Annotated in this window: 18 protein-coding genes; 9 read left to right on the top strand and 9 right to left on the bottom strand. The window is 55.1% G+C overall.

Annotated features, from left to right (window positions below):
- Positions 1–165: 165 nt before the first annotated feature.
- From EU556_RS05010 to rsfS, 6 genes are all read right to left on the bottom strand, one after another.
- The gene (locus EU556_RS05010; protein WP_135431628.1) at positions 166–1,329 is read right to left on the bottom strand and encodes a zinc-dependent alcohol dehydrogenase; all 1,164 of its coding nucleotides are present in this window, start codon (positions 1,327–1,329) and stop codon (positions 166–168) included.
- A gap of 198 nt (positions 1,330–1,527) precedes the next feature.
- Entirely contained in the window at positions 1,528–2,505 is a 978-nt protein-coding gene (locus tag EU556_RS05005; RefSeq protein ID WP_135431626.1) for a hypothetical protein, read from the bottom strand.
- Positions 2,450–3,247, bottom strand: a complete 798-nt coding sequence (locus tag EU556_RS05000) for a UDP-2,3-diacylglucosamine diphosphatase (protein ID WP_135431624.1) — start codon at positions 3,245–3,247, stop codon at positions 2,450–2,452. The genes EU556_RS05005 and EU556_RS05000 overlap by 56 nt, the downstream gene beginning before the upstream one ends.
- Positions 3,222–3,884 carry a LutC/YkgG family protein gene (locus EU556_RS04995; protein ID WP_135431622.1) on the bottom strand — a complete coding sequence of 221 codons (663 nt, stop codon included), beginning with the start codon at positions 3,882–3,884 and terminating at the stop codon, positions 3,222–3,224. The genes EU556_RS05000 and EU556_RS04995 overlap by 26 nt, the downstream gene beginning before the upstream one ends.
- 182 nt (positions 3,885–4,066) lie before the next feature.
- Complete coding sequence (ftsH, locus tag EU556_RS04990; protein WP_135431620.1) at positions 4,067–6,187, bottom strand: ATP-dependent zinc metalloprotease FtsH; 2,121 nt, start codon at positions 6,185–6,187, stop codon at positions 4,067–4,069.
- 100 nt (positions 6,188–6,287) lie between these two features.
- Complete coding sequence (rsfS, locus tag EU556_RS04985) at positions 6,288–6,680, bottom strand: ribosome silencing factor (RefSeq protein ID WP_135431618.1); 393 nt, start codon at positions 6,678–6,680, stop codon at positions 6,288–6,290.
- 42 nt (positions 6,681–6,722) lie between these two features.
- Here rsfS and EU556_RS04980 point away from each other — a divergent pair, with 42 nt between their 5' ends.
- From EU556_RS04980 to rlmB, 5 genes are all read left to right on the top strand, one after another.
- The gene (locus EU556_RS04980; protein WP_245327426.1) at positions 6,723–7,484 is read left to right on the top strand and encodes a biotin--[acetyl-CoA-carboxylase] ligase; all 762 of its coding nucleotides are present in this window, start codon (positions 6,723–6,725) and stop codon (positions 7,482–7,484) included.
- A 289-nt stretch (positions 7,485–7,773) separates the two neighbouring features.
- Positions 7,774–8,301 carry a T9SS type A sorting domain-containing protein gene (locus tag EU556_RS04975; protein WP_135431614.1) on the top strand — a complete coding sequence of 176 codons (528 nt, stop codon included), beginning with the start codon at positions 7,774–7,776 and terminating at the stop codon, positions 8,299–8,301.
- Between the two features lie 291 nt (positions 8,302–8,592).
- The gene (locus tag EU556_RS04970; RefSeq protein WP_135431612.1) at positions 8,593–11,574 is read left to right on the top strand and encodes a protein O-mannosyl-transferase family; all 2,982 of its coding nucleotides are present in this window, start codon (positions 8,593–8,595) and stop codon (positions 11,572–11,574) included.
- A gap of 177 nt (positions 11,575–11,751) precedes the next feature.
- The gene (locus tag EU556_RS04965) at positions 11,752–13,026 is read left to right on the top strand and encodes a GWxTD domain-containing protein (protein WP_167855452.1); all 1,275 of its coding nucleotides are present in this window, start codon (positions 11,752–11,754) and stop codon (positions 13,024–13,026) included.
- Complete coding sequence (gene rlmB / locus EU556_RS04960; protein ID WP_245327425.1) at positions 12,990–13,925, top strand: 23S rRNA (guanosine(2251)-2'-O)-methyltransferase RlmB; 936 nt, start codon at positions 12,990–12,992, stop codon at positions 13,923–13,925. Before EU556_RS04965 ends, rlmB begins: the two co-directional genes overlap by 37 nt.
- A gap of 108 nt (positions 13,926–14,033) precedes the next feature.
- Here the strand turns inward: rlmB and EU556_RS04955 are convergent, their stop codons facing one another.
- Together EU556_RS04955 and EU556_RS04950 are read right to left on the bottom strand one after the other, a co-directional pair.
- The gene (locus tag EU556_RS04955; protein WP_135431608.1) at positions 14,034–15,161 is read right to left on the bottom strand and encodes a mannose-1-phosphate guanylyltransferase; all 1,128 of its coding nucleotides are present in this window, start codon (positions 15,159–15,161) and stop codon (positions 14,034–14,036) included.
- A gap of 168 nt (positions 15,162–15,329) precedes the next feature.
- Entirely contained in the window at positions 15,330–16,268 is a 939-nt protein-coding gene (locus EU556_RS04950; protein ID WP_135431606.1) for a KpsF/GutQ family sugar-phosphate isomerase, read from the bottom strand.
- 215 nt (positions 16,269–16,483) lie between these two features.
- Here EU556_RS04950 and recQ point away from each other — a divergent pair, with 215 nt between their 5' ends.
- Positions 16,484–18,673: a DNA helicase RecQ gene (recQ, locus tag EU556_RS04945; protein ID WP_245327424.1), complete on the top strand. Its 2,190-nt coding sequence runs from the start codon at positions 16,484–16,486 to the stop codon at positions 18,671–18,673.
- Between the two features lie 167 nt (positions 18,674–18,840).
- Positions 18,841–20,550 (top strand): carbamoyltransferase family protein, encoded by a 1,710-nt coding sequence (locus tag EU556_RS04940; RefSeq protein ID WP_135431604.1) that lies wholly within the window; start codon positions 18,841–18,843, stop codon positions 20,548–20,550.
- A 114-nt stretch (positions 20,551–20,664) separates the two neighbouring features.
- Here EU556_RS04940 and EU556_RS04935 read toward each other — a convergent pair whose 3' ends face one another.
- On the bottom strand, positions 20,665–21,087 hold the full coding sequence (locus EU556_RS04935) for a BrxA/BrxB family bacilliredoxin (RefSeq protein ID WP_135431602.1): 423 nt from the start codon (positions 21,085–21,087) through the stop codon (positions 20,665–20,667).
- A 241-nt stretch (positions 21,088–21,328) separates the two neighbouring features.
- Here EU556_RS04935 and EU556_RS04930 point away from each other — a divergent pair, with 241 nt between their 5' ends.
- Together EU556_RS04930 and EU556_RS04925 are read left to right on the top strand one after the other, a co-directional pair.
- Complete coding sequence (locus tag EU556_RS04930; protein WP_135431600.1) at positions 21,329–21,622, top strand: hypothetical protein; 294 nt, start codon at positions 21,329–21,331, stop codon at positions 21,620–21,622.
- Positions 21,623–21,767: 145 nt separating this feature from the next.
- Entirely contained in the window at positions 21,768–22,832 is a 1,065-nt protein-coding gene (locus EU556_RS04925; protein ID WP_135431598.1) for a tetratricopeptide repeat protein, read from the top strand.
- Positions 22,833–22,878: the final 46 nt, after the last annotated feature.

Here is a 22,878-nt window from a genome sequence, read left to right as displayed (position 1 = left end):
GGTTTTGGTTGTGGTGAGAGCAGAGCGGCGCGACGGATAGCACGAGGCTACCCTGTTCAAATGTAGGAATAAATGCTGTTGCGCTGCTCCTCCTCACCTACCGGCTAGGCCACAAAAAAGGGCCGGCCAAAGGCCAGCCCTTTTTTCAATGAGCGAAGCCCTTACTCACGGCTTCAGCACCACTTTTACGCAGTTGTCTTTCTTGTTGCGAAAGATGTCGTACCCGTGCGCAGCCTCAGAAAGCGGCAGGCGGTGGGTGATAATATCGTCGAGGACGACCTTGCCCTCTATCACGTATTGCAGCAGCTTGTCGATATGCTTTTGGGCGGGCGCTTGGCCTCCCCGAATGGTAATGCCTTTATCGAAGAACTGATGAATGGGGAAATTATCGAAGGGGGAGCTATACACGCCCAGTACCGACACGATGCCGCCGCGGCGTACGGCGCTCATACAGGCCTCCAGTACTTTAGGCGAGCCTTTTTCAAAATTCAGCACTGCTTTGGCCCGATCAAGCAGGTTGCGGTCAGGCTCGAAGCCTACGCATTCTACGCACACATCGGCGCCGCGGCCGCCACTCATATCCCTAATCTGCTCCACCGTCGACTTGGCGTCTTCCCAGAGAATAGTCTCGGAGTGGGTGGCAGCCTTGGCCTTATCTAGCCGGTACTGCAGCGTATCAACTATGATAACCCGTGCTGCACCGCGCAGCCACGCCGATTTGGCGGCCATTACACCCACCGGGCCAGCCCCAAAAATGGCTACAATTTCGCCGCCTTTCACCTCGCCCCAGTCAATGCCGGAATACCCGGTGGGGAAGATATCGGTCAGGAACAGGGCTTGCTCATCGGTCAGCGAATCGGGAATTACGCGGGGGCCAAAGTCAGCGTATGGTACGCGCACGTACTCGGCTTGGCCTCCATTATACCCACCGTAGAGGTCGGTGTAGCCGAACAGCGCCCCACCTTTTTCGGTCATTAGGCCACCTTCGGGGCCGTAGTGGTCGGGGTTGGAGTTTTCGCAGTGGCCTGGCAATTGGTGGTTACAGAAGTAGCACGTACCACAGGCAATAGGAAAGGGTACTACTACCCGGTCGCCTACTTTCAGCTTGCTGCCTACTCCTTTGCCTACTTCTTCTACAATGCCCATAAACTCGTGGCCTAGCACCATGGGGCGGGGCTGCGGAATGCTGCCGTTGTAGATGTGCAGATCGGAACCGCAAATGGCCGTGCTGGTAACGCGGATGATGGCGTCGCGGGCGTCTTCGATTTTGGGGTCATCCACGGTATCGACGCGCACGTCTCTCATCCCGTGATACACGAGTGCTTTCATATTTGGCTGTAGGAGTTGTGGAGTGGAAAGGACAGCGGCCCAGAAGGCTTACCTATCCTAACGGTTCAGCTATGACAGGGGTTATGGCTGAGCTTACTCACACTCGGTCTCCACTCTTCTGCTTCCTATAAAAAGCCCGCGGCTTATCATGACCTGCCGGAGGCCTAGCTCGCGCCTTAATCTCGTGAGAGCAATGGCCTAGAGCCGGTACACCTGTAGGCCAGTAGCGGAAAGCACGTAGGCGTACTGCTCCCCTACCAGCACCTGCCGCACTTGCTCGGGTGGCAAGCCAGGCAGCGGTACGATGCGCTCCGTGAGGTTGTACAGATGAAAGAAATGCACCCCGTCGGCGGCTAGGTAATACAGCTCGTCACCACGGAAACCCAGCGTGGTCAGGCCCGGAAAAGGCAGCTTCTTACGGTAGTTTCCCAGATTATCGAATACATACACCCCATTTTTATTATCCACCAGGTAGAGGTTGTTCTGGTACTCGCGCAGAAATCGAAAGTCGGGGCGGCTTCGCCCGATGAGGATGTCCAGTGGGGTGGTGATTGTAAACCGGCCGCTTGTGGCGTCCAATTGCCGCAACGTCAGGTCAGATTCGTTCAGCAGCCAATACCGGTCGTCGGGCGCTAGTGTAGCAGCCCGCACCATACCGTCGAAATAATCGAGTAAGGAGAGCTTGCTGATGGGTGCCAGAAATCGGTCAAGCAAGACAAGCTCTTGCCGGTCGTCGTAAAAGACCAAAATTTTGGTGGTGTTCCAGGCCTCTAGCTGAGCCGTGTGGCCTGGCAGCGGCGGCGAGTACACGTTGAGGGCCTGCCCATCGGGCCCGTACTGATGCACGTTGTTTTGGACGTCGGTTACGTAGAGGTTGCCTCGCCGGTCGAGAGAGGCCGGGCCCGTTTTGCTGAGTGCCACCGTCCGCACGAGTTGCCACGCACCCAGTGCGGCTGGTTTGGTGTCGGCGGGCACCGTCAGGACCGGGGAAGCTTGGGCCGCGGGAGCTACTGAGCCGGCGGCTGGAGCCGTGGTCTGGGCACGCGCCGATGCTTCAAGTATGCAACTGGCAGCAAGGCCCCACAGCCCCGCCGACAGTTGGCTAGGCCACTTGAAGTGCTTACTTGTTGCTTTCTTTTGCTTCGAAATGCCGCAGTGCCAGTTCAGTGCCATCATATTGGCCGTAGGAGCAATAATTGACCCATTCGCCGAGGTTAAGATAACGACTACCGGGGGCTACGGCTACATCAAGCGGCAAATGCCGATGCCCAAAAACATAGTACTCGTGGTGGTAGGCCTGTTCCAGTTCCCGGCAGTACTGTAACAACCACTCCTCCTCCCCAAAATATTTGCTATCGGCCTCCCCATTTTGTAGCCGGCTATGCTGGCTCCAGCGGTTGGCAATGCCAATGCCCAGGTTAGGATGTATACGGGCGAATAACCACTGCGCCAGTGGTGAAGCAAATACTCGCTTCAGTACTTTATACGTATGGTCACCAGGGCCCAAGCCGTCGCCGTGGCCAATGTGGAATTGGTGGCCCCCTATGCGCTGACTTACCGGATGCCGGTAAATCGGAATACCCAATTCTTTAGTGAAGTAATCGAACATCCACATGTCGTGGTTGCCCGTGAAGAAAATCACCGGAATACCCGCGTCCGTCAGCTCGGCTAGCTTGCCCTGCAGCCGGATGAAGCCGCGCGGTATGGCATGCTTGTATTCAAACCAGAAGTCGAAAATATCGCCGAGCAGGTAGATGGCCGCGGCATCGTGGGCAGCCATGGTTAACCAACGCACAATGCGCCGCTCCCGCTCCAGAGAGCGGGCAGCGTCGGGGGCGCCCAAGTGAAAATCGGAGGCGAAGTATACTTTGCGGCCAGGCGGCAGCGCGAGGTTAGGTAGTTGCGGCGGGCGCGTCATCCAGCAAAAACAACACAATGCTGCGCGGGCCGTGGGCTCCGAGTACCAGCGTTTTTTCAATATCAGCCGTTCGGCTCGGCCCTGTGGTCAAGGATATCATGGATGGTATCCGGTCGGGGCCGTATTTCTGCTGCACCAGTTTCAGTGCGTCACCAATATCGGGTACTACCTGCGAGGTGCGAGCCAGCACGAGGTGTTGATCGGGGTAGATGCTCAGGCGGCGGCCACTGCTGCTAGCGCCACTTACCAAAATACTACCAGTGCGAGCTACGAGTGCTTCGCAAGATGTCAGGCCGGCATCGGCGTGGGCCAAAAAATCAGTCTCATCCCCTTGGAAAACTAAATTACCGTCGTGCAGAATCTTTTTAAGCTCTGGCTCCCACACAAATAGCCGATCTAGCTCCTTCTCTTTTTTGTACGCAAACAGCTGATCATAGAAGTGCTCCTCCGACTCGCAGTAGTAAAACACCCCGCCTATCCGCACAAAGTTTTGGGCAAAGTCAATAGCTAAATCTGCCTCGGCTACTGGCCTAGGGTATAGTGGGGCGCTGAAATCGGGCCGAGCAGGTTGCTCTGCCGGCTTCTGCAACGCCTCACGAATACGGCGCAAAATTATGTCGCGAGAGGAATTGGCCATACGGCAAAGGTAGTAGTTGCAGGACAGAAGCTGTGCATAGGCTGCGGTTAGAACTTACCCTATCGGGTGGCCTAGCCATCTGCGTATTTATTTTGCCTACTCATGGCTTTTGTATGACCTAGGCGCTAAAACAAAAAGGCCTGCTGTAGTCAGCAGGCCTTTTTGTTCTTTATACTTCGTGCTTACACTGGGCTCACGGCATTGCCGCTAGGCTCGGTGGTTGCTCCAGCCGAATCATTTGGGCTGTCGATGCCCGGCAGGTTCAGGTCAGGCAGGTCGTTACCCAGCGGAACACCGGGGTGCTCTTGCTTCCGCTCGCTGAGAGTTTCGCTGCGGTCGGTGCCGGCCATGTGCGCCTGGTACGTGGTCTGGCTATCAAATGGGCGCTTACCTACTAGACGCTCCAAGTCATCCTGTTGCAGGATTTCCTTTTCGAGCAGCTCCTTGGCAATTACCTCCAGCTCATGGCGACGCTCCGTGAGCAGTTCCTTCGTGCGGATGTAAGCGCTTTCAATAATGCCGCGTACTTCCTCGTCAATCATCTGCGAAGTAGCTTCTGAATAGGGCTTCGAGAAGCCATACTCATTCTGCCCTTTTGAGTCGTAATACGAGATGTTACCAAGCTTATTGTTCATGCCGTACATCGTCACGATGCTGTAGGCCATCTTCGTGATGCGCTCCAGATCGCTCAGTGCTCCGGTAGAAATCTTACCAAACACCAGCTCTTCAGCTGCGCGGCCACCCAGCGTCATGCACATTTCGTCCATGAGCTGCTCAGTGTTGTAGAGGAACTGCTCGCGGGGCAGATACTGGGCATAGCCGAGGGCAGCTACTCCACGAGGCACAATGCTCACCTTCACCAATGGGTCAGCATGCTCTAAGAACCAGCCGGCAATAGCGTGACCAGCCTCATGGTAGGCCACAATCTTTTTCTCACCGGGGCTGATGATTTTATTCTTCTTCTCTAGGCCACCAATCACGCGGTCAACGGCATCGGTGAAGTCGAGCATGGTCACCATCTTCTTGTCGCGGCGGGCGGCAATAAGCGCTGCCTCGTTGCAGACGTTGGCAATTTCAGCACCGGCAAAACCAGGAGTCTGAGCAGCCAGCTTCTTGGCTTCCACATCAGGGGCCAGGGTCAGCGGCTTCAGGTGCACATTGAAGATCTGGGTACGACCGTTGATGTCGGGCTTGTCGATGGAAATCTGACGGTCGAAACGGCCGGGACGCAACAGCGCCGAGTCCAGCGTATCGGGGCGGTTGGTAGCAGCCAGGATAATAACACCCGAGTCAGTACCGAAACCGTCCATTTCTACCAGCAGCGAGTTCAGCGTGTTCTCGCGCTCGTCGTTACCACCGGGCACGTTGCCCCGGGAGCGGCTGCGGCCGATAGCGTCAATCTCGTCGATGAAGATGATACAAGGAGCTTTAGCTTTGGCCTGTTTGAACAGGTCACGTACCCGAGCAGCACCCACACCCACGAACATCTCCACGAAGTCAGAACCAGACAGGGAGAAGAATGGCACATCGGCTTCGCCAGCTACAGCCTTTGCCAGCAGGGTTTTACCGGTGCCGGGAGGGCCTACCAGCAGCGCACCTTTCGGGATTTTACCGCCGAGAATGGTGAACTTAGAAGGGTTCTTCAGAAACTCTACGATTTCCTGTACTTCCTCCTTTGCTTCTTCTAGGCCAGCTACATCTTTAAAGGTAACCTTCACTTTGTCGCCACCCTCAAACAAAGCCGCACGCGACTTACCAATATTGAAGATCTGACCACCGGGCCCACCCGCTCCGCTCATGCGGCGCATCAGGAACCAGAAGCCCACGAACAGCAGGAGCATGAAGCCCCACGTGGTAACATAGTCACCGTAGCTAGTTTCGTCAGCCACGCGTAGGCCTACCTGCCGGTCGGCGGGCAAGGTCGCTTGTATCTTGTCGAGGTCAGCCTTAAAGGTCTTACCATCAACTACCCGGAAGCCGAACTGTGGGCCAGGGTCGTTAGCGGTAGTGAGCGGACCGCGTGACATGAGCTTCTGCTTGTACTCCGGCTTGGCCAGGGCTTCACGCTTCAGCGTGACCTTTACCTGCCGGTCATTCACGAGCGATACGTCGGCCACGTCGCCCGCGGTTAGCATCTGCTCAAAATCCCGCTGTTTAATTTCTATCAGGGTGGTGCTGCGGTTCAGGTAGATCATCCCCAGGATGAATACTACCAGCCCCGTCAGCACCCACAGCTGCATCCCGGGCCGGGGCGCGGGATTAGGCAGCATGGGTTTTTTCTTTTTAGGGCTTGTATCAGGCATGAATAGGGGTTACTAAAGCGAAAAACAAAAGCGGAACACGCCAACGCTGGGTTTGTTGGCGCAGAACCATCTCAGCTACCAAGACGCAACCAGCCAGAATTTACTTTACCGCAGCCGCAGTTTCTTCTTCTACGTGGGTAATTTCAGCGTCACCCCACAACTCCTCCAGGGCATAAAACTGCCGACGGTCGCGCAAGAATACGTGCACTACTACATCCACGTAGTCAAGCAGCACCCACTCGCGGTTCATGCGGCCTTCGGTCTGCCAGGGGTTCTGGCCGGTAAGCTTCTCTACTTCTTCTTCAACTGAACGCGCAATAGCGTCAATTTGGGTATCTGAGGATGCTGAGCAGATAATAAAATAATCCGCCACAGCATTTTTTAGGTCTTTGAGGTTGAGTACCACGATATCGGATGCCTTCTTCTCTTGCATGCCGCGTACTACTACATCTGCCAACTTGTCCGAATCCTGCCGAACCAGGGTACTTTTCATGGGGTATTGTTAGGTTTGAACGTCACAAAGTACGAAAATCAGGTGGACGCTATATCCCCCCAAACTCTCTTCACGGGCCAACAGCTTGTCTGGTTGCCCGAATGTGCCTCCACAAACACCGAGGCACAGCAACTGGTTGTCCAAAACCGGGCCACGGATGGTTGTTGTGTCATTACCGACAAACAGACCGCCGGCCGGGGCCAACGCGGCAACCAGTGGGAAGCCGCGCCGGGCGAAAACCTGACCATGTCGGTGGTGTGGCAGCCCGCGTTTCTGCCGGCCGCTGATCAGTTTCAGCTTAGCCAAGCCGTTGCGCTAGCCATTCACGACTGGGCAACCGCCTTGCTCGGCCCTGATTCCGGGTTACGGGTCAAGTGGCCAAACGACATGTACTACGGCAGCCAGAAGTTAGGTGGCATATTGATTGAGAACACACTTCAGGGGCCGAAGATTCAGTATAGCATCGTAGGAATTGGATTAAATATAAACCAGCGTGAGTTTGGAGTATCAACGGCTACTTCGCTGGCTCTCCTGACGGGACGCGCCTACGAACTGACCACAGTGGCGAGCCGGCTGCTCGAAAGTCTGGAACGCCGATATCTGCAGCTCCGCTCTGGTCGGGTTGGAGCCATACGACAGGACTATCTGCGGGTACTTTACCGCTATCAGGAAGAACATACCTATGAGGTTGATGGCCGCCAAGTCCGGGGCGTAATTGTGGGAGTGGATGAAGTTGGGCGTCTGGCGGTGCAAATTGCAGGGCAGCTGCGCTATTTTGATCTCAAGGAAATTCGCTATGTATAATCCTATCCTTGATTTTTCATTATACCTTTGATAGATCACTCAATGACAAAGTTTTCACTATATATTAGGCCAACGATAGTTTTTGGCTTAGCGTATAGTTTTTAAACCTTTGAGCAACTTTCTGCTCTTAATAGTCATCTACTACTGCACAAGGGGGCCGCACTCATTGCAAAATGGGCATGGTGCTTGTCATAGTAGTATTAGAGCAAAGCTAACTGCCATTATGGGCGGGTAGCTTTCACATATTCTCATCGGCCACCTAGGTGGCTGCTTTTCCTGACCTAATGCCATGAACATATTTACTCGTATTCTTTCTTTGGTCATGCTACTGCTTGTGCAGTTGCCCATAGTGGCTGCCACCGTTACGGCCCGCCCCGGTGGTGCCCTGCCCTGGCACACGGACAAAGCAAGCTACTTGCTCACCAAGCACGAGAGCCGGACTTGGTACACGTTACCCAAGTATAGCTTCTCTACCCCGGCTGCTTCTTTCTTGCATTTCAGCCAAGGGTTTACGCAGGCGCCTACAGTAGCTGCCCCTAGCTCAGCTGCACGTGGGCTAGCTCCTACGTTGTCGGTATATCCTAACCCAGCCCGTGGACTCGTGACGGTTTCACTGGGCCAAAAATTCACGGCCGATTATAAGCTGCGGTTGAACAACATCATTGGGCGGGAAGTACGCACGGTATCGTTGCGCCCCGAGGCAGCTGACGGTGGCATGGCTCTTAACCTCTCTGACTTGCCGCCGGGTATGTACTTCTACAGCCTCGTGCTCGACAACAAAGTAATGAGCACGAAGCGACTGGTTTTGCAGAACTAGGCTAGGCCACTCACTTCAATCAAACAAAGGCAGCTCTTCCACGGGCTGCCTTTTTTGCTGCTGGTTGTCAGATGCTTGTTGCACTTTTTTACCAGCCTGTTGTTTTGGGAGGCTCACGGTTGGTAGAGCTACTTTAGTGGGTTGGTTGAGTACGTTTGCCCCATTGGTTGATTCAAAGAAGTGGCCTAGCTACTTATTGTCTACTTTTGGTCTTTCGCTGATTTCTTATTTCTGACTTAAACCCCGTCGTGCTGCGACGGGCGGACCTCGCCCCGCCCCTACTCATTCCTTATGCGGAGTTACAAAAGCCTGAATAACCTAATTGGTTGGCTGGTATTTGCCATTGCCACCCTTACCTACATCCTCACCCTGGAGCCCACGGCCTCGTTCTGGGACTGCGGCGAGTTCATTGCCTGTTCCTACAAGCTGCTGGTGCCGCACCCTCCGGGAGCTCCTACCTTCCTGCTGCTCGGCCGCCTGTTTTCACTGCTGTCGTTTGGCGACGTCACCAAGGTATCGGTGCTTGTGAACATGCTCTCGGCCCTAAGCTCCTCGTTCACGGTGCTCTTCCTGTTCTGGATCATCACCATGATGGCTAAGAAGCTGGTGATGCACCGCCCCGGCATGCACGACGATAGAGGCCTAGAACCTACCAGTGGCCAAACCTGGCTGATTTTAGGCGCCGGCGCCGTGGGGGCTCTGGCCTACGCCTTCTCCGATTCGTTCTGGTTCAACGCTGTGGAGGCCGAGGTATACGCCATGTCGTCGTTGTGCACGGCGGCGGTGGTGTGGCTGATGCTGAAGTGGGAGAACCGCGCTGATGAAGCCGATTCTGACCGGTGGCTGGTGCTAATTGCCTACGTTATTGGCCTCAGCATTGGGGTGCACTTGCTGAACCTGTTGGCCATTCCGGCCCTGGGTTTCATTTATTACTACCGTCGCACCAACAACCCCACGCTAACGGGTGGCATCATTACGCTGGCCATTAGCAGCGTCATTGTAGGCCTCATTTTGGCCGGCATCATTCCGGGCTTGCCCACGCTGGCTGGCAACTTCGAGGTGTTCTTCGTGAATAGCATTGGCCTACCTTTCAACTGGGGCCTGGTGATATTCCTGCTGGTGTTTGTAGGCCTGATCTGGTTTGGTTTCCAGCAGTCATTCAAGCGTCGTAGCCGCCTACTGAACACGGCCATGCTGTCGTTCGTGTTTATTCTGATTGGGTACTCCTCGTACCTGATTGTTCCTATCCGGAGCAGCTACCACCCCACCATCAACGAAAACGACCCGGAGGATGTGTTGTCCTTCGTGAGCTACCTGAAGCGCGAGCAGTACGGCGACCGGCCCCTGCTTTACGGCCCGCAGTTCAACGCACAGCCTGTTGCCCAGAATGATGGCGCCCCGCGCTATGTGCGCAAGGGCGACAAGTACGTGGTGGCTGAATACCGCCCCGAGTTGGAATACCGCCCCGAGGATAAGATGCTGCTGCCTCGTCTTTACAGCAACGACCCGCTGCACATGCTCTATTACAAGAAGTGGGTGGACATCCAGGAGGGCGTGAAGCCAACTATGGGTCAAAACCTCTCCTTCCTGACGCGTTACCAGATGGGCCACATGTTCTGGCGCTACTTCATGTGGAACTACGTAGGCCGGGAAAGCGACATTCAGCAAGCCGGTATTCTGTGGCCTGGTGCTAGCAATGCGGGTCTGCCCGAGCGCATTGCCGATAGCGAAGCCCGGAATAACTTCTTCGCGCTGCCGCTGATTCTGGGTATTCTAGGCCTGTTTTACCAAGTTCGGCGTGATGGCCGCAATGCCTTCATCGTAGGTCTGCTATTCGTATTTACGGGTCTGGCCATTGTCATCTACCTCAACCAGCCGCCCATCGAGCCTCGTGAGCGGGACTACACCTTTGCGGGTGCCACCTTCGCCTTTGCCATCTGGATTGGCCTAGGCGTGCTGGGGCTGGCTGATGTGCTGAAGACCGCCCTGAAGGCTGATACCGCCCGCGCCGCTGTGGCTACGCTGCTTGGCTTGGTTATTCCGGGCATTATGGCCGCCCAAGGCTGGGACGACCATGACCGCTCCGACCGCTACAACTCCGTTGACTCGGCCAAGAACCTACTTAACTCCTGCGCCCCGAACGCCATCTTATTCACCAATGGCGACAATGACACCTTCCCACTCTGGTATGCCCAAGAAGTAGAAGGCATCCGAACCGACGTGCGCGTGGCCGTACTGAGCTACCTGAACACCGACTGGTACATTGATCAGATGAAGCGCCGCGCTTACAAATCGCAGCCGCTGCCTATCTCGATGGAGAATGCCAACTACGCCCAAGGCACCAACGACTACCTGCCTTATGCCGAAAACCCGGCGGTAAAGGAAATCGACGTGCGCCAGTTTATGCAGCTGGTAAACCAAAACAGCCCGTTGCTGCAGGTGTCGTACGGCGACGGTACTAAGTCCCTGTTGTCCTTCCCTTCGCGCAAGTTCTACCTACCTGTTGACACGGCAGCAGTAGACAAAATGGGCATCATTCCGGCCGAACGCCGCAAGCAGTTGGTGCCCCGCATGGAGTGGGAAGTAAGCAAGAGCGCTATTGAGAAGAAGAGCCTGGTAATTCTGGATATTCTGGCTACCAATAACTGGCAGCGCCCGGTATACTTCTCTAGCACCGTTGACTCGCGCGACTTTATGGGCCTGCAGCCCTACTTCCAATTGGAAGGTATGGCCTACCGCATTCTGCCCGCCAAGGACCCGAATTATGACCCGCGCGGTGAAGAAGGCTACGTGACCAACGACATCATGTATGACAAGCTCATGAAGACCTTCGCTTACCGAGGGCTAAATGACGCCAACATTTTCTATGATGAGAACAACCTGCGCTTCCCGGCCAACTACCGCGACAAATTCTCGCGCCTAGCTAACTCGCTGCTGGCGGTGGGTGATAAAGCTCGGGCAAAGCAAGTAATTGACAAGTGCTTTGACGTGATGCCCGACAAAGCCGTTCCGTACGATTACTACGTGCCCCAGTTTATCCCGGCTCTGGTAGAAGTAGGCGAAAAACAGCGCGCCACCGAAATTATGGACACCATGACGGGTCGTGCTGAACAGGCTCTGGCGTACTACAGCACCCACAACAGCGCCATGTTTGACCAGGAATATCAGACGTACCTACTGTCGTTGAACAGCGTGGGCCGCGCCGCCCAGCAAATCGGCGACCAGCAGCGCGCTTCTAAGGCCCTAGGCCTGTTGCAGCAATACATGCGCTAATAGCATAAGCTCCACCTCTTGTAAAAAAGCCCGCTTCTATTCTGGAGCGGGCTTTTTGTTTATACTGTGGCCTAGCCCTGCTGTTGGGTGCCTTGCCTCCCGAAAGCCGTAGCTAACCGCCTTGGCCTTCTCCTCACTTGGTTACGTACGTTGGTTATGAGTTCATGTAGTCTATTCATGAGAGCCGTTTTCTCCTGCTTGCTAGTAACCTTGTTCAGCCTGAGCAGCCTTTCCGGCCTTCGGGCCGCACCGCGCCGCGACTTTGCCGAGCAGTACCGGCCCGGCCGCCAGGTTCTGGCAGACACCCGCCGTGAGGACGACAGTTTACGGGTATACCTGCGTTTTCCGGGCAACAACTTTCGGCCGGGGCAGGTGATGTACGTGGCCGCGTGGGCCAGCTACACCGCCAAGCAGCCCAAGTGGCAGTATCCAGTCCGGATGCGGTCGGGTCACTTCCGGCAGGAGCCTAGTGGCACCTGGGTAGATATAGCGCTGCCCCTGAGCCGCGTACCATTGGGGCAAATCATTAGTGTGCAGCCTAGTTTAGTGCCCGCGTCGGCTGCTACTGCTCCCAGTAAAGCGCAACCTTCCAACGCCCAGCTTCCCCCGCCCAATTCTGACTACACCGATGGAGCACTTTGGCTGACCATCACGCCCGCGCGGCTTAACTCCTCCTACATCCTGACTGATTCGCTAGGCCTCCCTTTGCTGCGACGCTACTTGCGGACGGGTGAATCATTCGGGGTATCCAGTTACGGGGCTGAGCAGATTCTACAAACCCGGCGATATGCCCTCAGCTCCCAGCCGGCATTGCCTCCCATGACCAACCCCGCTGCGGTAGCCCAGCCCCGCACATTATCCCTTGCTGATTCTGCCTCGTTCTCAACTGGCCAAGCCGTGCGTCTTTCCAGCGGCTTATACTTGATTCGGGCTGGCAGCAACTCTGCCTGGAGTGGCCTATTGGTGGAGGAAAACAGTTTCCCTGAGCTTACCTCGGCCGATGAGCTAATTGCTCCGCTTACTTTTTCAACCACCTCAGCCGAGCGTAAAAAGCTGTTCGATGCCCCCGATCCGAAAAAGGCCGTCGATAAATTCTGGCTTGATTTGGCGGGCGGCAACCAGGCCCTAGCAAAGCAGCTCATCCGCACGTATTACGGCCGCGTAATGGAAGCGAACCGTTTATTTTCAGCGCATAAAGCTGGTTGGCTTACTGATCGGGGCTTGATGTACTTGGTGCTAGGGCCACCCGAGTCGGTGTATCGGGAGGTAGGCCAGGAACAATGGGTGTACCGGAGTGACCCCGAACGTGCGGCTACCTATACGTTCCGCGCTAAACCCAGTACCTTTGCACCCGAACACTATGAATTGGTGCGCCGCCCCGAGTACGAACGTCTCTGGTATGCCGCCGTCGAGCAATGGAGAAAAGGAACAACCGTCCGGGCCGGCCGCTGAATGAGCGCCGCCAATTTTTTGATTCCGAGAACCGGCCCGTGACGCCGCGCCGTCCAGCGCGCGAGGGAGAAGGTCGTGAGGAGCGCCCCGCCCGCCGCCCCGAAGGGAGCCGCGACGACCGGCCCCGCTACCCTCACCGCCCCGCCACCGACCGGAGCATCGACATGATTTTTGGCCTGCGCCCCATTCTGGAAGCTTTGAATGCGGGCCGTACCCTTGATAAAATATTCCTGCTGCGCGGCACAAAAAACTCCATGACGCAGGATATCCAAGCCTTGGCTAAGGCGGCGAACATCCCCATGTCGATGGTGCCGATTGAAAAGCTCGACGGTATTACACGCAAGAACCACCAGGGCGCAGTGGCTTACGTGTCGCCCATCGACTACATGCCCCTCGACAGTATTCTGGCTGGGCTGTATGAAGAAGGAAAAACTCCGCTCCTGTTAGTGCTTGATCGTATTACCGACGTCCGCAACTTCGGTTCTATTGCCCGTAATGCCGAGTGCTTGGGTGTGCACGCTATTGTGGTGCCCAGCCACGGCGCCGCCCAAATCAACGGCGACGCGCTGAAAACCTCAGCCGGCGCGCTTAACCTGATTCCGGTGTGCCGCGAGGCCAACCTCAAAAATACCCTCACCTTTCTTCGCGAATCGGGTGTGCAGGTGGTAGCGTGTACCGAAAAAACCGACTCCAGCCTCGAAACCGGTGCCGTTGACCTGACCGGCCCACTGGCTGTACTCATGGGCAGCGAGGAAGATGGTATCAGCCCCGAATATCTTCAGATAGCCGACCACAAACTACGCATCCCAATGGCTGGCCAGATCAGCTCTCTAAATGTATCAGTAGCCAGCGGTATCATGCTGTATGAGGTACTACGCCAGCGGTTGGTAAAAGGCTAGGCCACCCTTAGCTTTCCTCAGCCGTTTGTTTGTTCTCGGCGACAAAAAGCCCTTACCTGCTGCACGGAGGTAAGGGCTTTTTTATAGGTTTCTACTGGCCTAGCAGCGCTAGTTATAGCCGAGGCCTTTCTTAGTCTTCACGTCGGCCACAAATTCTTTTACTCGTTGCTCCTCAGTACGCTTACAGATGAGCAGCACGTTGTCATACTCGGCCACAATAAAGCCTTCTAGACCTTGTACCACTACTAGGCGCTCAGAAGGGGTTTTAATAACGCACTCCCGGGTATCGTAGAGGAGTGCGTTGCCATCCACCACGTTTTCATCAGCGTCGTGGTGGCCCATGCGGTGCAAAGAGTCCCAGGTGCCTAGGTCGCTCCAACCAAAGTCGGCGGGCAATACATACACATTATCGGCCTTTTCCATCACGCCGTAGTCGATGCTGATGTTGCGGCAGCGTGTGTAGGCTCGGGTGATAAAGTCTTCCTCTCGCTCAGTACCCAACTCGCTGTAGCCCTCGTCGAAAACCTCGGCAATATCGCTGAGGTAGTGGTGGAAGGCACTGATGATAGCATCGGCGCGCCATACAAATAGGCCGGAGTTCCAGAGGAAGTCGCCACTGGATACGAACATCTTCGCCAGCTCCAGATTAGGCTTTTCCGTAAAGGTTTTCACTTTAAATAGCCCCTTGGGGAAGTTGCTCTGCTCTACCCCCTTTGCCGCTACCACATCCTTCGACCGGACGTCTTCGTCGATGAACTGAATGTAGCCGTAGCCAGTGTCGGGCCGAGAGGGCTGAATTCCGAGGGTAATGAGCACGTTGTGCATCTGCGCCGCCCCCAACGCTTTCCGGATGGCATCCCGGAAATTTTCCTCATGCATTACGGCATGGTCGGCAGGGGTTACAATGATGACGGCTTCCGGGTCGCGCTGGGCAATGCGGTAGCTCGCGTAGGCAATGCACGGGGCGGTATTGCGCCCAATAGGCTCGCCCAGAATCTGATCTGAGGGCAGTTCCGGCAAATGCTGCTGGACTAGGTCGGTGTAGTCGCGGTTGGTTACCACGAATACGTTCTCGGGCGAACAGATACCCCGGAACCGGTCGACGGTGAGCTGGAGCATGGAGCGGCCCATGCCCAATACATCATGGAATTGCTTGGGATGATGCGTACGGCTGAAGGGCCAGAAGCGGCTGCCGATGCCGCCGGCCATAACCACGAGGTAGGTGTGCTGTTCCATAGGAGAAGGACCTGAAGTCCCTACAGTGGTGAAAATGAGAGAGTAGCAAGATAATATCAGCCAGTCATGATTCACAGGCCTAGCCTGTTGAGCGCAACTGCTGGCTCAAACTAAGCAGGTAATAAGCAAACTAGCATTCATTAAACCATATTTATTGTTCGGCGGGTACTACACTAGCCCCTCCCGCAACAAGTCATGCAGGTGAATAAAGCCGCAAAAACGGCCTGCATCGGTCACTACTAATTGCGTGATATTGCGGGCCTGCATTCGAGCCAGTGCTTCTACCGCAAAGTCATCAATATCGATGGTAACGGGGGCAGGTGTTAGAATGTCAAGAGCTCTGACGGTATCTAGGCGGCCCTCGAAGGTAGTCAGCATACGGCGCAGGTCGCCATCGGTTATGATACCAACGAGTTCACCAGCGGTATTGAGCACGGCCGTAGCGCCCAACCGCTTGCCAGATATTTCCAGAATAATTTCTTTTAGAGCAGCATCGTCGTGCACCTGGGGCTGCTGATTTTGACGGCTCAGGTCCCCTACTTTCAGGTACAGCTCTTTCCCGAGGGTGCCACCAGGGTGCAGACGAGCAAAATCTTGCCGGCTGAACGCCCGACTCTCCAACAAACACACAGCCAGCGCATCACCCAGGGCCAGGGCCACGGTAGTGCTGGTAGTGGGGGCCAAGTTATGGGGGCACGCCTCCCGTGTTACGGGCGCGTGCAATACGTAATCGGCCTGCACGGCTAGGTATGACTCGGCGTTGCTAACCAACGCTGCCAGCGGTACTCCTTTGCGCTTGAGCAGGGGCACCAGCACTTTTATTTCGGGCGTATCGCCGCTTTTGCTGATGGCAATTACAAAGTCATCGGCCTGTATCATGCCTAAGTCGCCGTGAATAGCGTCGGCGGCGTGCATAAACAGAGCGGGCGTACCCGTCGAGTTTAGCGTAGCCACTATCTTCCCAGCTATGTGGGCGCTCTTGCCGATACCGGTAACTACCACCCTACCTCGCAAAGAGAGAATAGCAGCTACGCATTGTGCAAAATCCGGGCTGCTGCCTAGGCCATCGGCTACTACCTGAATAGCCTCAGCCTCTTGCTGAAGCACTTTTTTTGCAATTAAGATGGGGTCGTTCTGCTGTTTCAATCTAAATTTGATATCAAATAGAAAGGAAGAGGCGGCCAACCGAGGCTAAATAGCTTTATCTCCGCTGCTCTACGCTCTCTATCTTAAATTTTGTCTAGATTAGGAATGCAACTTCAAGTATGTACTCCAGTCTGCAACCCCAATCAGCGTAAGTGAGGATGACTATGCCAGCCGCCGTGAAAAATCAAGTGAAGCAAGAGGCTGATCTGAAAGGCAAGTTAAAGGAAGTTTTCGGGTACGGTCAGTTCCGAGGCGTCCAGGAGGATATCATCCAGAACGTTATCCGGGGCAATAATACCTTCGTGATTATGCCTACCGGGGCCGGTAAAAGCCTGTGCTACCAACTCCCTGCCTTGGTGTTGCCCGGCACGGCTATTGTGATTTCACCCCTGATTGCCCTGATGAAAAATCAGGTGGATCAGCTCAACGCTTTCGGAGTAAATGCCCAATTCCTGAACTCGACGTTGTCGAAGTCAGAGATGAATAAGGTCAAGAAGGACGTTATCAGCGGCGAGGTAAAGCTGCTATATGTAGCGCCTGAGTCACTGACCAAAGACGAAACCATTGAGTTTCTGCAAAAGGCTACTATCTCCTTCGTGGCTATTGACGAGGCCCACTGCATCTCGGAGTGGGGCCACGACTTCCGGCCCGAGTACCGTAAGATCCGCAGCATTATTGATGGCCTAGGCGTGCAAGTGCCCGTAATTGCCCTCACGGCTACGGCCACACCCAAGGTGCAGCAGGATATTCAGAAGAACCTGCAGATGGACGATGCGTCGGTGTTTAAGACCTCGTTTAACCGGACTAACCTCTACTACGAGGTACGCCCTAAGCATAACACCAAGAAACAGCTGATTCAGTACGTGAAGCAGCGTAAGGGCTTGGCGGGCATCGTGTATTGCCTCAGCCGCAAGAAGGTGGAGGAAATTGCGGAACTGCTGCGTGTAAACGACGTGCGCGCCCTGCCCTACCACGCTGGCCTCGACCCCCACGTGCGTATGGCCAACCAGGATGCTTTCCTGAACGAAGAGTGCGACGTGATTGTGGCTACTATTGCCTTCGGCATGGGCATTGATAAGCCCGACGTGCGCTTCGTAATTCACTTCGACACGCCCAAGAGTATTGAAGGCTACTACCAGGAAACCGGCCGCGGCGGCCGGGATGGCCTAGAAGGCGACTGCCTCATGTTCTACAGCTACGATGACATCGTGAAGCTGGAGAAGTTCAATAAGGACAAGCCCGTAACCGAGCGCGACAACTCCAAGCTGTTGCTGCAGGAAATGGCCAACTACGCCGACTCGGCGGTGTGCCGCCGCAAGCAGCTGCTACACTACTTCGGCGAAAGCTACCCTACCGACTGCGGTTTCTGCGACAACTGCAAGCATCCTAAAGCCCGCTTCGAAGCGAAAAACGAAGTGGTAATGGCCCTGAAAGCCGTAGTGCAAACGGAGGAGCGCTTTGGCCTCGATCATATCGGGACGGTGCTAATGGGCATGAACAACCCTCACGTGGAGAGCTATGGCCATAACCAGCTGCCTGTGTATGGCCAGGGCAAGGACCACGATGCCCAATTCTGGCACTCGTTGCTGCGCCAGGTATTACTGGCCGGATATCTGGAAAAGGATATCGAAAATTTTGGCGTAATTAAAATCACGTCAAAGGGAATTGACTTTATTGAGAATCCGCATTCGATTAAGCTCACTCAGGATCATAACTACGAGGAAGAGGTGAAAGAAGAACAGGAACAAGAGGAAGTCCAGCAGGCCGCGGGTCACGACGAGACCTTGTTCGACATGCTGAAGGCGCTGCGCAAGAAAATTGCCCAGCAGAAGAACCTGCCCCCCTATGTGCTCTTCCAGGACCCGTCCTTGAAGGAGATGGCTACCACCTTCCCCGTGAAGATGGAGGACCTCGCGCATGTGGGTGGCGTAGGCCAGGGTAAAGCCCAGAAATTTGGGGCTCCCTTCCTGGCACTCATCCAGAAATACGTGGATGAGAATGACATTATTACGGCCGCCGATGTGGTAGTGAAATCGGCCGTTAATAAGTCTAAGATCAAGATTTACATCATTCAGCAAATCGATAAAAAAATGGATCTGGAAGAAATTGCGTCTTCCAAGGGCATTGATATGCGGGAGCTGATGGAGGAAATTGAGCACATCTGCTACTCCGGCACCAAGCTGAACCTCGACTATTACATTGACGGAGTACTAGACCAGGACCGACAGGAGGAAATCACCGATTACTTCTTGCAGGCTAGCACCGACAACATTGCCGTAGCCCTAAAAGAGCTAGGCTCTGATGAGTACACGGAGGAAGACCTACGCCTGATGCGCATCAAGTTCCTGAGCGAGTACGCCAACTAGTGTACCCTACTAATTTCTCAAAAAGCCTCGCCAGTGCGAGGCTTTTTGCGTTCTAGGCCACTTTTACCCAGCAGTGCCTCGGTACCAGCGGGAGTAGCCTAGCGGTTCTTGGCAGCCTAAATTGCGTAGTTTCGGCCCTGTTTCCATGCCTCCGTCAGGTACTCTATATGTCACAAGTTATTCTTGGTATCAACTGCAGTGGGTTTCACTCTTCGGCCTGCTTGCTCGGGCCCGATGGAGAGGTGCAAGTTGCTATTGCCGAGGAACGCCTGACCCGGGTGAAGCAGGACAAATCTTTTCCGCGCCAGGCCATCCGGTACTGCTGCGCGGCGGCGGGTATTGAGCTGCACGACGTTACGGATGTTTTTATTGGCTGGAACCCGGCACCCTATCTGCTGCACCCCCGCCAGAACTTGGCTGATGCGTTTCAAGACCGGAGCAAGCTGGCGCAGCTTACACTCAATGAGTTAGCAGCTTTACAAGGCAACGTTACCAGTATTGACCAAACCTTGACTAGTGCGCTGGGCTCTCAGCTACGGCTGCATTACGTGGATCATCACCGTGCCCACTTGGCTAACGCTTGGCTGCCATCAGGCTTTGCGGAGGCCGACTTTTTCGTAGCCGATGGCTTCGGTGAAACCTCTACTGGCCTACTGGGTACGGCTACTGCCGCCGGAATTAAAGAGTTGGCCGCCAATCGTACGCCCCATTCGCTAGGCCTGTTCTACGCCGCTTTCACGGAGTTTCTAGGGTTTCGGCCCAACGGCGACGAGTGGAAAGTTATGGCGCTGGCGGCTCGTGGTAACCCAAACACTTGCTACGAGCAGCTGCGTCCCCTAATTCAGGTGCAGGATCTGCAGTACGAGGTTGACCTGCGCTACTTTGAGTTTTTCCTGTTTTTCACGCCCCACTATTATTCCCCAAAGCTGGTAGAGCTGCTAGGCCCGCCCCTATCGCCCGGCGCCGAGCCTACGCAACGGGAATTTGATATTGTGGCGGCGGTGCAGCGCATCACCGAAGAGGTGGTGTTTGAGCTGCTGACTAATCTGCACGCCCGCACCGGCCAACATCGGTTGGTATTGGGCGGCGGGGTGCTGATGAATTCAGTGCTAAACGGCAAGCTCACTCAGCGCACACCCTACCGGGAAGTGTTCATCGGGGCCACCCCCGACGACACAGGCATCAGTGTGGGCAGCGCCCTCTACGGTCGCCGGTTTGTGCTAGGCCACTCGGCTTCCCTCTCCCAAGCCAGTAACCACAACTTTTTTGGGCGGGAATATTCCGAGCAGGAGCTGGAGACGGAGCTGCAGCGACGCAAAGTGGCCTACGAGAAACCCCTTGTCATAACCGACGCCACGGCGGCCCTGCTGCAAGAGGGCTTGGTGGTAGGCTGGTTTCAGGGCGCTTCTGAGTTGGGGCAGCGGGCACTAGGCCACCGCAGCATTTTGGCAAACCCCACCCTACCCGATATGAAGGCCCAAGTAAATGCCAGCATCAAGTACCGGGAAGCATTCCGCCCCTTCGCCCCGGCTGTACCCGTAGAGCGGCAGCACGAGTATTTTGCAATACCGCCCGGCGAAACGGCCTACTTCATGGAAAAGGTGTTTCCCTTGCTGCCCGATGCCCAGCGCCAGCTTCCTGCCGTAACCCACGACGATGGTACTGGGCGCCTGCAAAGCGTGCGAGCCGAAGAAAATGAAGTATTCCATCAGCTTCTGTTAGCCTTTGAGAAGTTGAGTGGGGTACCGGTGCTGCTCAATACATCCTTCAACTTAAATGGCATGCCCATGGTAGAGTCGCCGGCCGATGCCCTGGATTGTTATTTTCGCTCCGGCCTAGATGCCTTAGTATTGGGGCCGTTTCTGCTTAAAAAGTAAGCAACTCTACTGGCCTAGAAACAACGAAACCGCGTGCATCACTCAGGAGCACGCGGTTTCGTTGTTTTTAGGCCAGTTCAGAAGCTACGTGCGTAGCTACTGAAGCTTAGCAACTTAGCAGTATTCTTCAAAAGCACCCTGCAGGTTATTGGCAATACGCATCAGGTCATTGCCTTCGATGTGGTAGCGCTCAATCATATGCACCAGCTCTCCGTCTTTAAACAGTGCAATGCAGGGGCTGCTGGGCGGATAAGGCAACAGGTGCTCACGTACCTTGGCTACGGCTTCCGTCTCCATACCGGCAAATACGGTTACCAGCTTGTTGGGCTTTTTGTCGGAGCTGGAAACGGCTAGCTTCAGGGCGGGACGGGCCTTACCAGCCGCGCAGCCGCACACCGAGTTTACGGCTACTAATACAGTGCCGCTCTGCTCGTTGAGCACAGCGTCCACTTCTTCGGGGGTCATCAATTGCTCGAAACCGGCCTCAACGAGGTCCTGACGAATCGGGGCTACCATGTATTCTGGGTACGTGGCCATAGGAGAAAGCTAGGCTTTTAATGAAAAACGAGGGCTTGACAGTGGGCCCATCGGAAGTGCAAAAATACGCAAACTCTTCCGGCAGACCAGCAATCAGCCCATCAACCCTCAGAAGCGGCCGGAAGTTTGCGGTGGCAGTAGATTTTAAAAATGCCTCTCATGCCTTTCCCAAAAACTGCGTAAGCCCGACGCTTGTTGTACTTGCACATAGCTCATCTACACTACCCTAATTCGCTTTCTTATGACGTATAAAGAATTTATTGATTCGCAGACCCAGCCCGAACCACCCACTGGTCTTTCACCTCTATTAGAAGCACTGTGGTATGCTGGCCGCGACGAATGGCACCGAGCCCACGATATTGCGCAGGACAACGAGCACGATCCACTCCACAACTGGCTGCATGCATTTCTGCACCGTCAGGAAGGCGACTTAGGCAACGCAGCTTACTGGTACCGACGCGCAAACCGCCCCGTGTATGCCCGCGGTTTGCGAGAAGAATGGCAGGAGATGGTTCGGAGCCAGTTACCAAATTAGCCGAGCTTACTCTTTTAACCCAGCCTTCAATTGGTCTAATAATTATTAAAATTGTTATAATTAATAATATTTAAAACGCTATTTTACCGGCATTGACTTAATTAAAATTATATTTATCCCGCGTCAATGAAACTGGCGGGAAGATATGCTGAAAACTATACTAGCCATTACAGCTATGGCCTGTATTACCAGCGCAGCGCACGCGCAGGTAGATACGGTTAGGGCTACCACGTTGCCCCCGGCTCAGTTGGCCGAGAAACTCTATAATAGTGGAGTAGCCAAGTACAACCAGAAAAGCTACCGGGCCGCCATCCTGGATTTCGACAAAGCACTGGCGGCTAAGCCTGACTTTGCCAAGGCGTTCTACAACCGGGCCACTACGCACTATGAGCTAAAGGAATACCAGCCGGCCGTGCAGGATTACGACCAAGCTATCAAGCTTGATCCTAGCACCTTCGGCCCCTATTTTGGGCGGGGCCAGGCCCGGGAAGCGCTAGGCCAGTCGGCAGAGGCTGAACAAGATTACAGTAAGGCCACTGAGTTACAAGCTAGTTACGCCCCCTCGTGGTACTATCGCGGTGCGCTGCGGTTTGAAAAAGGCAAGTACCAGGAGGCAAAAGCGGACTTTGATCAGGCAATTAAGGCGGACCCTGCTTACGCTTACGCGTGGCACGACCGGGGCAGCGCCCAGCGTCAACTCAACAACTTGCCCGCTGCCATTCAAGACTACAGCAAAGCCCTCAGCTTGCAGCCCGATCTGCTGCCCGCTTTGCTGAACCGTGCCGCCACCAAGCGCCGCGCCGGTGACCTGAAAGGTGCTCTGCAAGACTACTCCGATTACCTGAACAAGAAACAGGATAATGCCCTGGCCTACACCAACCGCGGTGCAACCCGGTTTGAACAGGGAGATTTTAAAGGAGCTGTTGAGGATTTCTCTAAAGCTGTTGCGCTACGGGCCGACTATGCCTACGCCTGGAACAACCGCGCCGCTGCATACCTCAAGCTGGAAGACTACGCGAAAGCGGAAGCTGACGCGTCAAAAGCTATTGCCCTGAATGCGCAATATGCGGAGGCCTACCTCAACCGGGGCCACGCCCGCGAAATGCTGCGCCACCCCGAGCAAGCCTGCCAAGATTGGCGCAAAGCCGCCGAGCTAGGCCTGGAGGCAGGCAACACGTACGCCGCCAACTCTGGCTGCGGCGCCGACTAATACCTGCAACGCATCAATGGGGCACCTACAGAACGGCTTTGCTTCC

Source organism: Hymenobacter fodinae (assembly GCF_004745825.1).
Classification (GTDB): Bacteria; Bacteroidota; Bacteroidia; order Cytophagales; family Hymenobacteraceae; genus Hymenobacter; species Hymenobacter fodinae.
This window is presented reverse-complemented; position numbering and strand designations above follow the sequence as displayed.